This window comes from Bradyrhizobium ivorense (assembly GCF_900696085.1).
Taxonomy (GTDB): domain Bacteria; phylum Pseudomonadota; class Alphaproteobacteria; order Rhizobiales; family Xanthobacteraceae; genus Bradyrhizobium; species Bradyrhizobium ivorense.
Window position 1 is genome coordinate 62,900 of sequence record NZ_CAADFC020000005.1, and the last position, 13,743, is coordinate 76,642.

At 63.9% G+C, this 13,743-nt stretch carries 6 protein-coding genes; 3 read left to right on the plus strand and 3 right to left on the minus strand.

The genetic code is table 11. The annotated features are described in order from the left end of the window. Nucleotides 1–24: 24 nt before the first annotated feature. Nucleotides 25–1,632, plus strand: a complete 1,608-nt coding sequence (locus CI41S_RS09140; protein WP_139858658.1) for an ABC transporter substrate-binding protein — start codon at nucleotides 25–27, stop codon at nucleotides 1,630–1,632. Between the two features lie 263 nt (nucleotides 1,633–1,895). Here CI41S_RS09140 and CI41S_RS09145 read toward each other — a convergent pair whose 3' ends face one another. Then, on the minus strand, nucleotides 1,896–4,124 hold the full coding sequence (locus CI41S_RS09145; RefSeq protein WP_139858659.1) for a CHASE2 domain-containing protein: 2,229 nt from the start codon (nucleotides 4,122–4,124) through the stop codon (nucleotides 1,896–1,898). A 176-nt stretch (nucleotides 4,125–4,300) separates the two neighbouring features. On the opposite strand from CI41S_RS09145, the gene CI41S_RS09150 reads away from it, so the two are divergent. Further along, nucleotides 4,301–5,467 (plus strand): tetratricopeptide repeat protein, encoded by a 1,167-nt coding sequence (locus CI41S_RS09150; protein ID WP_139858660.1) that lies wholly within the window; start codon nucleotides 4,301–4,303, stop codon nucleotides 5,465–5,467. Nucleotides 5,468–5,469: 2 nt separating this feature from the next. Here the strand turns inward: CI41S_RS09150 and CI41S_RS09155 are convergent, their stop codons facing one another. Next, nucleotides 5,470–10,899 carry a VCBS domain-containing protein gene (locus tag CI41S_RS09155; RefSeq protein ID WP_139858661.1) on the minus strand — a complete coding sequence of 1,810 codons (5,430 nt, stop codon included), beginning with the start codon at nucleotides 10,897–10,899 and terminating at the stop codon, nucleotides 5,470–5,472. Nucleotides 10,900–11,492: 593 nt separating this feature from the next. Here CI41S_RS09155 and CI41S_RS09160 point away from each other — a divergent pair. Beyond that, entirely contained in the window at nucleotides 11,493–12,245 is a 753-nt protein-coding gene (locus tag CI41S_RS09160) for a transglutaminase-like cysteine peptidase (protein ID WP_139858662.1), read from the plus strand. A gap of 219 nt (nucleotides 12,246–12,464) precedes the next feature. On the opposite strand, the gene CI41S_RS09165 is transcribed toward CI41S_RS09160, so the two are convergent. After that, complete coding sequence (locus tag CI41S_RS09165) at nucleotides 12,465–13,664, minus strand: ABC transporter substrate-binding protein (protein WP_139487211.1); 1,200 nt, start codon at nucleotides 13,662–13,664, stop codon at nucleotides 12,465–12,467. Between the last annotated feature and the right edge of the window lie 79 nt (nucleotides 13,665–13,743).

Genomic DNA, 13,743 nt, shown 5'->3' on the forward strand with positions numbered 1-13,743 from the left:
ACTTCCCAGCAACGGAGCTTCTGTATGCGTGCGCGCAATTCGATCCTGATGGCGGCAATGGCGCTTGCCCTCGCCGCGGGCTGGCCAGCCAGGCCGGCGCAAGCGGAATCCGTTGTGCGCTACGGAATCTCGATGGCCGACATCCCGCTGACCACGGGTCAGCCCGACCGCGGCGCCGGCGCCTATCAGTTCACGGCCTACACGATCTACGATCCGCTGGTCGCCTGGGAGATGGACGTCGCCGACCGGCCGGGCAAGTTGGTGCCGGGCCTTGCCACCGAGTGGAAGGTTGATGACAACGACAAGACCAAGTGGCGCTTCACGTTGCGCAGAGGCGTGAAATTCCACGACGGCAGCGAGTTCAATGCCGATGCCGTGATCTGGAATCTCAACAAGGTGCTCAACGACAAGGCACCGCAATTCGACAAGCGGCAGAGCGCGCAGGTCAAGACCCGCCTGCCCTCGGTCGCGAGCTACGCCAAGATCGACGACTTCACCGTCGAGATCACGACAAAAACGGTCGACTCCTTCTTTCCCTACCAGATGCTCTGGTTCCTGGTCTCCAGCCCCGCGCAATATGAAAAGCTGGGGAGGGACTGGGACAAGTTCGCCAGCCAGCCCTCCGGCACCGGCCCGTTCAAGCTGACGAAGCTGGTGCCGCGCGAGCTCGCGGAGCTCTCGAAGAATCCGGACTATTGGGACAAGAAGCGGATCGCAAAGACCGACAAGCTGATCCTGATCCCGATGCCGGAAGCGCTGACCCGCACCAACGCGCTATTGGCAGGTCAGGTCGATTTGATCGAGACGCCGGCGCCCGACGCCGTGCCGCAGCTCAAGGCCGCCGGCATGAAGATCGTCGACAACGTGACGCCGCATGTCTGGAATTATCACCTCAGCGTGCTGCCAGGCTCGCCCTGGACCGACATTCGCCTGCGCAAGGCGCTCAACCTCGCGATCGACCGCGACGCGGTGGTGGGGCTGATGAACGGACTGGCCAAGCCCGCCAAGGGCCAGGTCGATCCCTCGAGCCCATGGTTCGGCAAGCCCAGCTTTGAGCTGAAATACGACGTCGCGGCGGCGAAGAAGCTGGTGGAGGAAGCCGGCTATTCAAAGGACAAGCCACTGAAGGCGACCTTCATCATCGCGCAGGGCGGCACCGGGCAGATGCTGTCGCTGCCGATGAACGAGTTCCTGCAGCAAAGCTTCAAGGAAATCGGCATCGATATCGACTTCAAGGTCGTCGAGCTCGAGACATTATATACGCACTGGCGCAAGGGCGCGGCCGACGAGATGAATGCCGGCATCACCGCCAACAACATCGCCTATGTCACGTCGGACCCGCTCTACGCCATCGTGCGCTTCTTCCACTCCGGCCAGGTGGCGCCGGTCGGCGTCAACTGGGGCGGCTACAAGAACCCGAAGGTCGACGCGCTGATCGACGAGGCCAAGCAGACCTTCGATACGGAAAAGCAGGACGCGCTGCTGGCGCAAGCGCACGCGCTGATCGTCGACGACGCGGTGCTGGTGTGGGTGGTGCACGACACCAATCCGCACGCGCTGTCGCCAAAGGTGAAAAGCTTCGTGCAGGCGCAGCACTGGTTCCAGGATCTGACGCAGATCGGGCTGGAGTAGATTTCAGCCACCTCCCCACCGTCGTCCCGGCCCCCCGTGCGCAATTGCGCACTAGGCCGGGACGACCGTGGAGCGGCTGTGCCTCAATATTCTATCACCGTCACCCTGAGGTGGCCGCTTCTTCAGCGGCCCTCGAAGGGTCGACGGCCCGGCTGGTGGCCGATGCATCCTTCGAGGCTCGCCGAAAAGGCTCGCACCTCCAGCGACAAAGGCGAAGCCTTTGCGCGGGGATGACGGGTTTGTCAGCGGTGCAGCAGTGTCGGCTACTTCGTCAGCAGCGCATACGCGCCGTCCCAATCCTCGGGCGGCGGATTTTTCTGGAAGTTGAGGATGCGCGCCTCGTAGAGCTGATAGAGATATTTCAGCGTCTGCGCTTCGTCCGTCTTGCGGCCGCGCTCGATCGCGGCCAGCGCGCCGTCCCAGTCGCGGCTGCGGTAACAGGCGAGCATCTCGATGGTCAGGTTGCGCAGCCGCTGGAAGCGGCCGGAATTGGCGACATCTTCACGGCCGGCGATCGCATAGATCACCTCGGGCTCCTTCTTGCCCTTGACCATGATGAAGTCGAGCTCGAGGATCGCGAACTTGTCCTTGACCGCGAGCGCGGTGTTCGATCCGACGATGATCGGAAAGCCGTATTCCTTGGACTGCCCCTCCAGCCGCGACGCCAGATTGACGCTGTCGCCGAACACCGAATAGTCGAAGCGCACGTCGGAGCCCATGTTGCCGACCACGCAGGTGCCGGTGTTGAGGCCGACGCCGATGTTGAGCGGCACGTAGACGTGGCCGCCCTCCTGCGCTTCCTCCTCGCGCTCGCGGTTGAGCGTATCGACCCGCTCCAGCATGTCGAGCGCGGCCTCGCAGGCGTTGATGTGGTGCTCCTTGTCGTCGAGCGGCGCATTCCAGAACGCCATGATGGCGTCGCCCATATACTTGTCGATCGTGCCCTTGCGGGCGAGGATCGCGTTGGAGAGCGGCGTCAGAAACCGGTTCATCAGCGCGGTGAGGCCCTGCGGATCGCTCTTGTAGGTCTCCGAGATCGAGGTGAAGCCGCGCATGTCCGAGAACATGATGGTCATCTCGCGCTCCTCGCCGCCGAGCACGAGCCGCTCCGGCGATTGCGCCAGCTGCTCGACCAGCGCCGGTGACATGTATCGCACGAATTGCGTACGGATCTGCCGGCGCTGCTGCTGCTCGCGCACGAAGCTCGCGAAGATCAGCGTGAGGTAGATCGCCGTCGTCGACAGCAGCGGATAGGTGAAATCGACCAGCAGCCGGTAATTGATGTAGAAGAACCAGGACGTGCCGACCAGGATCGACGCGAACAGGCCGCCGACGGCCACCAGCGTCACCGGGCCGAAGCGCGGCGCGAACGCGATCACCAGCAGGCCCATGATGATCGCGCCGAGGAATTCCAGCACGATGCCGTAGCCCGGCTGCTGCACCACGCCCCCGGTCAGTGCGCTCTCCAGCAGCTGGGCGTGGATCTCCACACCGGGCATGTCGGATGACGCGGGCGTGGCCTTGATGTCGTTCAATCCGACCGCCGAGGTCCCGATCAGCACAAGCTTGCCGGAAATCTTGTTGGCCGGCACCTTGCCGTCGATCACATCGGCAGCCGACACGTAGATCGACGGATCCTGGCGCGCGAAATGCACCCAGAGCCGCCCGTTGCGATCGGTCGGGATCTCCAGCCCCCGCAGCGCGATGCTCTTGACCCCGGCATCGTCGGTCTTGATCAGCACCGTCGGCGTCGTGGAAACGACCCGCAGCATTTCGAGGCTGAGCGATGGCATCAGCTTGCCCTGCGCCAGCATCACCATCGGGACCCGCCGGATGAGGCCGTCCCGTTCGGTCCTGATCGTGAACAGGCCGCGCCCGGCCGCGGCGCGCTCCAGCACCGGCACGTTTCGCAGCAAGCCGGGAAACTGGTACAGGAACGGCTCGGCTTCCTTGCCCAGCGTCGCAAACCCCGTCGTCGGCAGGGTCTCGTCGAGCTCCGACTGCACGTGCGCGAGCCCGGTCTCGCCCAGTACCACGCGCGACCGGCGGATCGCGTCGGACAGAATCTGGTCGTTGGTCGGCAGCTCGCGCAGCCGTGTCCTGGTGACCTCGTCGATGAAGCGCATCTGCCCCGCAACCCTGTCCGGGTTGAGGCGGTCCGGCTCCGAGAACACCACGTCGAAACCGATCGCGACCGCGCCGAGACTGGTCAGGTTGATGATAATGTCGGCGATGGTGGTCCGCGGCCACGGCCACTGGCCGAGCTTTGCCAGGCTCTTCTCGTCAATATCGACAATGGTGACCGGACGGATGGTCTTCTTGCGGGGATCGAAGCGCTGGAAGGTGTCGAAGACCCGGACCCGCAATTCGTTGACCGGCCCCGGATCGACGACGCGCAGCGCGGCGAGACCGATCAGCAGCACCACGCAGGCCAGCCGCGCGTAGCCGAAGCGCCGCCCGAACCACCTTCGTACTGCCCTTAGCCGCTTCATGACGTCTGGATATCACGCCATGCCGGATTGCGGCACCGGTTTCCAAGAACCATCGTCAATTATCCGAACCAGAATAAGGCCGGCCCTCCGGGCAAGCATCGCGTAATGACCGCCACTATTCACCACCGGGGCCGCTTCGTCTATGACATGGTGCCAAACCTGGACCACGGGCACCGATGTCCACCCCCCTGAGCGGCACCCTTCCGCCTCCTGCCGGGCGCTACGACAACATTCGTGCGCTGCTGCGGGCCGGCAAGGACGACGAAGCGATCGTGCAATTGTGCGCGATGACCGTCAGCCGTCCCGACGATCTGGTCGCCAAGGAATTGCTGTTCGACGCGTTCTTTCAGAAGCGCGACTGGCAGCCGGCGCTGGCGCTGGCCGAGGAGCTGAGCTGGCGTCAGCCCGACAATGCGCGGCTGGAAAAGGCGCGGATTGCGACGCTGACCAATCTGAAGCGCTACGACGAGACGATCGCGCAGGCGACGCGCTATCTCGCGCGCCACGGCGACGATCTCACCGTGCTCGATACGTTGAAGGTCGCGAGCTTCTTCACCGGCAAGACCACCGAGGCGATCCGCTATGGGCAGCGCGCGCTCGACCTGCGCGACGCCGAGGCCTGCCGCAATCCGCCGCCATTTGCGCTGAACGAGCCCGACGGCCCGCCGTCGGGTGCCAACGTCATCTCGTTCTCGTTGTGGGGAGCCGCGCCGTTCTACACCTACGGCGCCATGATCAACCTGGTGCTCAGCCGCACGGTTTACCCCGGCTGGATCTGCCGGTTCTATGTCGACGCCACCGTTCCGCCGGCCTGTGTCGCGTTCCTGCAGGGCAACGGCGGCGACGTCCGCAACATCGAGGACGAATATCCGCATGTCGGCCTGTTCCAGCGCTTCCTGGTCATGAACGATCGCGCGGTCGGGCGCTTCCTGGTGCGCGACTGCGACGCGCGGCTGTCCACGGCGGAGGCCGAGCTGGTCCGGCAATGGATCGAGAGCGGCTATCCGTTCCACGCCGTGCGCGATCACGTCATGCACAACGAGCTGATGATCGGGTGCACCTGGGCCGGCCGCACCGATTGCGGGCTCGACATCGTCGAGCTGATGCGGCGCTACTTCCAGTTCGGTCCGACCGCAAAATACGGCCACGACCAGCGCATGCTCGGCCTGATGCTGTGGCCGCTGATCCGCAGCCGCTGCCTGGTCCACGACAGGCATTACCGGCTAGAGGGCGTGCACACGCTGCCGCTCGCCGAGCGCAAGGGGCACTTCGGCGCCGGCCATCAGAACCTCGCCGCGGTGCTCGCCGAGGTCGACCGCCTCGGCATACCGCGGCTGCCCTGACATCAGGTAATCACGCCGGGATGCAGGATGAAGTCGTTGATGTGCAGGTTCGTTCGATCGACGTTCGAAAGCCTGATCGAGTCGCCGATATCGAGATGGATCAGCGTGTCGCTGCCCACCTGCTCGACCGCAGAATTGTCGTTGATCCACGCATTGAAGGATTCGGTATCGCCTGCGGTGAACGGCGTGTTGTCGAACAGATCGATCTTGTCCTGACCGGGCGTGAAATCGGTGATGGTGTCATTGCCGGTGCCGGCCCTGAACACGAATTGGTCCGCGCCCGCGCCGCCTGACAGCGTATCGGTGTAGCCGGTCGCAATGATCACGTCCTTGCCGTCGGTACCCTGCAGCGTGACATCGCCCTCGCCCGTCACGTTAAAGATGAGATTCACGGTGTCCTTGGCGCCGAAGCCGTCGGTGACGGTCAGCGCAATCTTGTCGCTGAGCGGCAGGTTGGGGCCCGGCGCGTAAGTCAGGCCGCTATTCAGCGTGCCGTTGATGTCATCCAGCGAGCCCGTCTCATTCGAGGGCGTCACGAAGCCGCCGGCGGATTCCGCGTCGAACGTAAAGGATTCCGTGGGCCCGGCATCGGCGTCGGAAACCGACAATCCGCCGATCGTGATGGTCTGGCCTTCCTCGAAGATCTGCAGATTGTCGGTCAGGATCAGCGGCGCCTGATCGACATTCACGGTCGCATACGCTGAGCCCGTATCATGGCCATTGTGATCGACGCCGTCGCCGTCGTTAAGCGTGAACTCGATGGTGCGCTGGCCGGCCACCGGATTGGCGTCGATGCTCTGGAAGCGGATCGCCTGGATCAGATGCGCGACGGCGTCGCTGGTGGCGTTTCCGTTCAAGTCGATCGCCGGGTCAATGCTGTCACTCAGCGTGCCGATCGCGACCGCCTCGCCCGAACCATCGCCATCGGCGTCGAACATCACTGTTGTGCCGGACACCGAGATGTACTGGTCGCCGGCGATCGTGAGGAAATCGCCGTCGTGCCGGCCATCGACGATCGATGCCGACAGCGATCCGCCGTTGAAGTCGCTGCTGTCGATGTCGCTGACCGTGACGTCGTTGACGAGTGGTACCGCGCCCGCGTCCGGCGCATAGATCGGCGCCAGATCCTTGGCACTCACGATGGGCGCATCGTTGGTGCCGTTGACCTCGATCGTGATGTCCTGCGTCGTGCCGTCGGCGGTCGTCACCGTCAGCGTGTCGTGCTCGATCTGGCCGGCGGCCAACTGATCCACCCGCTCGTGAACCAGGGTATAGGTCCACTGGCCGCTGTCCGGATCGAAGGTGAAATCCCCATAGGTCCCGGTCAGGTTTGCCGGGTCGACGGGCAGGAAATAGCTTTCGCCTGCGTCGGGGTCCTGCACGGTCAGCGTGCCGCTGTCGACATCGTTCGCGATGGTCTGGCCGCTGGGGATGACCACATGATCATCCTCGTACACGACGCCAGTGCTCTTGCCTTCGATCGTCGCGGCGTGGTTGCCCGAGACGTTGACCGATGCGGTGAAGGAGCTCGAGTCGTGTCCGTTGGTGCCGCCGCCGTCATGCAGCGTGAAGGTAACGACGCGCGTGCCGGCTTCCAGCGTCGTATTGCTGCTCTCGAATTCGATCGCCTGCGCCAGTGCGGCGACCGCCGCATCATCGGCGTGGTCGTTGAGATTGATCGTCAGGCCGCCGACACCGTCGATCAGCGTGCCGATCGAGACGGCGGCGCCGCTGCCGTCTCCATCGGCATCGAACATCACGTTGTTGTCGGCATCGACCGAGATATAGGGGTTGCCCACGATCGTCAGCGTATCGCCGTCGTGACCACCGCTCGTCACCGTCGCCGTCAGCGACCCGCCGTCGTAATTGGCGCTGTCGACATCCTGCACCGTGATGCCGTCGGCCAGCGCAACCGGGCCGCTGCCGCTCTGGTAGCTGGACGCGAGGTCGTGGCCGGTGAATGTCGGCGCATCATTGATGCCGGTAACCGCGACCGTGAGGTGCCCGTAGGTTCCGAGCGCGCCGTCGGACGCCGTGTAGGTGAACTGCTCCAGCCCGCTGTCGCCCTCCGGCAAGGCGGCGACCGCCGCAGCCTGCGCTGCGGTGACGCCGAGCGTATAGGTATAGGTGCCCGTCACGGGATCGACGACGAGCTCGCCATAGATGCCCTCGACCGTGAACTGCCCGGGCGTCGCATTGTCGGTTCCGACACCGGCAATCGAGAGCACATCGTGCTCGGCGTCGCTGTCATTGGCCAGCAGGTTGGCCGTCACGCTGCCGGTGTTGCCGGCGATCGAAACCGCGTCGACGGTCGTGATCGGCGCATCGTTGGCGCCGGTCACGTCGATCGTCAGCGTCGCCGTCCCGACCGCGCCATGCGCATCGATGGTCTCGACGGTGAACGTATCGGCATAGCTGCCCGCGGCCAGCGCGTTGATCGCCGCCGCGTTGGGAACGTAGCTATAGGTGCCGTCCGCGTTCACCGTGAGCGAGCCGTAGAGACCCGCGACCGCGGTGTTGACCGGAAGATGGTCGGCGTCGAGCGCGGCATAGGTCAGGGTCGCGGTCTCGCCATCGTCGACGTCGTGCCCCTGCAGGGTGCCGGCGAGCGCGCCGAAGCTGTCATTATCGGCGGTGTCGGTGAGCGTGCCGGCGTTGACGTCACCCAGCGTCGGCGCGTCGTTGGAGCCGTTGATCGTGATGGTGATCGGCGCGGTGACCACCCCGCCGTGATGGTCGACCAGCTGGACCGTATAGGTCAGAGTCAGCGTCTCGCCCTCGGCGAGATAGTCAAAATTCTTGTCCGGCGCCGAGAAGGTCCAGCCGTTCGATCCGGCGACCCCGCCGGTCGAATCGGTCAGCGCGCCCAGCGACAGCCAGCTCAGCACCGTCGCCGCGTCGGCAAGGCCGCCGGTCGCGCCCGATTCGGAAACGCCGGTGATGGTCAGGCTGTGGGTGTCGCTGCGGTCGACATCGGCGAACGTCACCGTACCCGAGGCGACGTCCGGCTGATCCGAACCGGTCGTCGCGCTGGCTTCGGGGATCACTGCGGCCTGCGGCGCAGACGTGATGACGGGCGTGTCGTTGGTGCCGGTGATCGTGATCGTCACCGGCTGCGTCACGACACCGCCGTGATGGTCGTCGACCTCAATCGTGTAGGTCAGCGTCAGCGTCTCGCCGACGGCGAGATAGTCGAAACTGTTGTCGGCGGCGGAAAACGTCCAGTCGCGTGACCCGGTTACGCCGCCGGTCGAATCGGACAGCGCGCCGAGCGACAGCCAGCTCAGCACCGTCGCCTCATCGGGAAGCCCGCTGGTGACGCCGGTTTCGGTCACGCCTGATATCGTGACGCTGTGGGTGTCGCTCAGATCGACGTCGGTGAAAGTCACCGTGCCGGATGCCGTATCGGGGTCCGCCGAGCCGGTCGCCGCATCGGCTTCGGTGAGTGCGGCCGACTGGGTCGACGAGGTAATGACCGGCGTATCGTCGGTGCCGGTGATCGTGATCGTGACCGGCAGGGTGACCACGCCACCCTGATGGTCGTCGATCTCGACGGTGTAGGTGAGCGTCAGCGTCTCGCCGGCGGCGAGATAATCGAAGGTGTTGTCGGCAGCCGAGAACGTCCAGGACCTCGATCCCGTCACGCCGTCGGTCGAATCGGTCAGGTTGCCCAGCGACAGCCAGCCCAGCACGGTCGCATGGTCGGCAATGCCCGTGGTGACGCCGGACTCGGTGACGCCGGCGATGACGACCGTGTGGGTATCGGTCAGGTCGGTATCGCTGAAGGTGATCGTGCCGCTCGCCGTGTCCGGGTCGCTCGAGTGCGTCGTCTCCGCGATCTCCGTGATCCCGGCCGTCTGTACCGCCGAGGTCACCACCGGCGCATCATTGGTGCCGGTGATCGTGATGGTGAAAGTCTTGAACGCGGTCTCGTTGCTCGGCGCGAAATTGTTGTCGACACGCGCCGTGTAGGTCAGCGTCAGGGTTTCGCCGGCCGCCAGGAAGTCGAACGCGCCGTCGGGAAGGCTATAGGTCCAGGTCGCCGAACCGAAGTTCCGGTTCGCCGGATTGTGCTCGAGCAGCAGCGGGATTTCGACCGCATGGATGGCCGCAAGCTGTGTGGCCGTCAGCGACGAGGTGACGTCGTCATTCTGGGCGTTCTGGTAGGTGAACGAGGTGAAGCTCACCATCGCGCTCGGAACATCGCCGGGATTGGGATCCGCCCATCGGATCACATTCGATGCCGTGTCGAGCTGCGTGCCATGAGTCTGCCCGGCCCGCTCGGTAAACGCCGCGTTGAACGTCACGGTTTCCGGCGGACCGGGGACGTGGTCGATCCCTCGGTTGCCGATCGCCTCCGGACTGGCGTTGCCGGAGGTCACCACGAAGACCGCTTGCGCGACGATGTCGCCGCTGGCGAACTTGAAGCCGGTCGTCATCGGGACGACCGTGTCGGTGAAGTTCGTCGTCAGCTTGGTGTTCGGATTGGTGTTGTCGGTGAACTTCAGCGCGAACACGTCGGAGATCAGCTTCTGCGCATCGGCCGACAGTTGCGGCGACGACAGGAAGCTGACCGTGCCCTGGCTGTTGACGATGGTCTGGGTACCGGCCTGATTGACGGTCGCGATCGGATTGAGCGTCGTCTTGTCGAACAGGATGTAGGAGCCGGTGGTGCCGTCCGGCTCGACCAGCACCTGGAATTTGGCCGGCGGCACGGCGCCCGTGCCCTGCACGTCGAAGTCGATCTCGACCAGCACCGCGGTGCCGCGAATGCCCATGGTCGCAACCGGCGTATCGACCTTCATGTCGCCATGCTTGGCAGTCGCGCCGGCGACGAACGAGATCGTGCCCTGGACCAGGCTCATGAACGAGGCATTGCTCGACCCGTTCGGGTCGTAGACCATTTCGTTCAGCACCATCTTCGCGTTCGACCCGAGGCCGAACACGGTGCCGTCGATGAAGGTGATACCGAGCGTCGAGTCGGCGCCGGATTGCACCACGTCGCCCTTGTAGACATTGTCGCCCTGGTTCAGCACCACCGGCACGCCATTGCGAACTGCAGTGGCGCTGCCGGTCAGCTTGGTGACGTGGCCGATGACCTTGGGCGGATCCGCGGCGCCGCCGGCCTGGGCATACTGGGTATATCCAGTGAGCGCGTTGACGAGATCGCCGGTCAGGTGCGCGCCGTCGGGCGAAGCTAGCGCCGCGCGCTTTTCACCCTTGAAGTAGTCATGCAGCACCAGCTCGCGGTCGGCGTTCGACAGAACCAGGTCGAGACCGGCGCGCTTGAAGTCCGCGGTGAATAGGAAATGACCGTCTTCAACGACGATCGCGCCGGCTGGCGCATGCGTGGAAATGCTTTCAACATGGACTGCTCCACCATGAGCGTCCAGCTTCGGCAAAGACCCGCCAAATTTATCGACAAAGTTCACCGCGGGTCACCGCACCCCAATTTCAATTCCAATTTCAAAGAAAGAATATGCAAACGACTATGCTTGCATATCATCGTATTGCGCGAGTCGAAACCCATTCAGTGCTTGCGTGACGCGCTCACATAACCTGCGATTGAGCGCCGGCCCCTGTCATTCTCTTTCCGTTTTACGTAGTTTGCAGGTAACTGAGGGTGGATGTTGAAGCCAAGACACGTATTGATCCACGTATTCGTGGTATTGATTGGCATTTTTCTACTTACCTTTATTTCCCCTCGGCCTCGTGGCGGGATTAGAACCCAATTTTCCGGCTAAAGCTGTGACTTAGCTTACAAATCGTAAAGTTCCCGCGCGGCTTGGTCGTGTTAACCAGAAAGCAAGCTTGAGGCGGAGCCAAGCGGCAAAAGGTTCGATTCCGCGTTCACAAAACCGATAAAGTTTTCGAGACCCCGACCAGAAGGCCTTTAGCGTCTCTCCTGCTTTCCCCACATCTTAAGCGGATTCAAATCGCCTTCTGCCATCCTGGCGGCATTGAAACGATCCGGTCACGTGCGCGGTGCAGAATTCGCCCGCCGATGCCCGGGCAGGGGTGTCATATGGGAATCTGGGTTCACTTTCGGACGCTGGGTGTTGCCATGCTGGCCTGCGGATCAGCGTGGCTTGCGGCGGCTACCGAGCTCAACGCCGCGTCGCTGCTGTCGCCTGGTCCGGCGGCGCTGATGAGGAAATCGGCCGAGCCGTTCGGGCTGCCGACCGCCCTGCTCGCCGATGGCGGGCTGCACGACAAATGGCTCGGCGTGCAGTACCGGCTCGCCGACGAGCTGGTGCAGCTTGCGATCTGCGACGGCGACCGCGAAGGGTGCGCGTCGCCGGAAGCGCTGCGCTTCCTTGCGATCATCGATGCGGGGCGGGCGCGTGACGGCCGCGCCAGGCTGGGCGTGATCAACCGCGCCATCAACCTCGCGATCCGTCCGGGCAGCGACCTTGCGCTCCATGGCGAGGCCGACGTCTGGACCTCGCCGCTCGCCACCCTCGCGCTCGGCAGTGGCGACTGCGAGGACTATGCGATCGCGAAATTCGTCGCGCTGCGCAAAGCGGGGGTCGCGCCCGAGGATCTGCGGATCGTCGTGATGCATGACATCATCAGTGGTGAGGATCACGCCGTCGTCACTGCGCGGCTGGACGGCCGCTGGCTGACGCTCGACAACCGCCGCATGGCGATGATCGAGGATTCCGACGTCCGGGGCCTTCGGCCGACCTTCGTGATCGATCAGCACGGCGTCAGCAAATTCATCGATACCGCGCCTGTTATCGCCGAGGCCGCGCTGCGGCCGGCGCGGGTGAATTAAAGGACAAAGGCGACCGCGATACGCTCCGTCATTGCGAGGAGCTAGTCTAAGCGACGACTTGCCCGCCGAAGCCCTTGGCGAAGGCGGAAGCAATCCACCTATCCGCAGGTGGCGGGATGGATTGCTTCGCGGAGCCTGTCATCGGGGGCGCATTCGCGCGACCCGTTGGCTCGCACCCGTTGGCTCGCAATGACGGCGTGGATGCCGTGAGCCAATCGCTCAGAACATCAGATTGTCCTTCACCAGAACCCAGCGGCCGCCCTTGACCTGCTGCACCTGGGTGATGGTGTTGGCGAGGTGGTCGGTCTTGGAGAACTTGGTCGGCGGCGAGTTGAAGATGTCGAGGAACTTGTCACCCGACTCCAGCGCATCGAGCATCTTCTGGCCGGAGAGGTCCTTGCCCGCCTTCTGCGCGTAGAAGGCAAAGGTCATCACCGCGTTGTAGCCGATGATCGCCTGGGTATTTGCGTCGCTGTTGAACATCTTCTTGTAGTTGGTGAGCCAGTCCTTCACCTTGCCCTTGGCCGTATCCTCGTAGGGAATCTCGAACCCTGACGCGGCGTACAGCCCTTCGACGGCTTCCTTGCCCAGCGCCGGCACCTCGAGCACGTTGGTCGGCGTGGCGCCGAGGAAGGTCACGTCCCAGCCGAGCTTCTTCGCCTCGCTCATCGCGCCGATGGTCTCGCGGATCACGGTGCCGAGCACGACCAGATCGCAGCCATCGGCCTTCATCTTGGCGACCTGCGCCGAGAAATCGGAGGCGCCGCGCTTGTAGCTCGTGACCGAAGCCGGCTGCACCTTCATCGCCGTGAGCTGCTGGGTGAAGCCGTCGAGCACGTTCTTCCCGTACTCGTCGTCCTGATGCATGATGCAGGGCTTCTTGAAGTTCTTCCAATCCATCATGTATTTGAGCGCGGCGCGGGTGCTCTCGACATAGGGCAGCAGGTTGTTGAACTTGAGCCGCTCCTGCGGCTTGCTGGGGTCGAACTTGAAAGTGAACTCCGCGGCGGTGAGCGGGAACAGCTGCAAGACGCCGGCGTCGAACAGCACGTCCTGCGCGGCGAGCACGGTCGGCGAGCCCATCGGGCCGATCATCGCGAAGATCTTGTCGCGCTCGACCATCTTCTGCGACGCCAGCACGGCCTTCTTCGGATCATAGCCGTTGTCTTCGAGGATCATCTTCATCTTGCGGCCGTTGATGCCGCCGCTCGCATTGATCTCCTCCACCGCCATCTTCATGCCGTTGGACACCGGGACGCCCCAGACCTTGATCGGGCCCGAAAGGTCCTGATGGGTGCCGATCACGATCTCGGTCGGCGAGATGCCCTCATTGGTCACCTTGGTCTGGGCAGTGGCCGGCAGGCAGGTCAGCGCCAGAGCGCTCACCGCAAGGCCCAGCGCTTTCAGCGATTTCGACATTGCAGTCTCCTCCTTCAGTGGCCCTTGTTGAGCGAAGGGTCGGGCCCTCTCAGACCTTCGCCGTTTTCCGCGAGCGCGA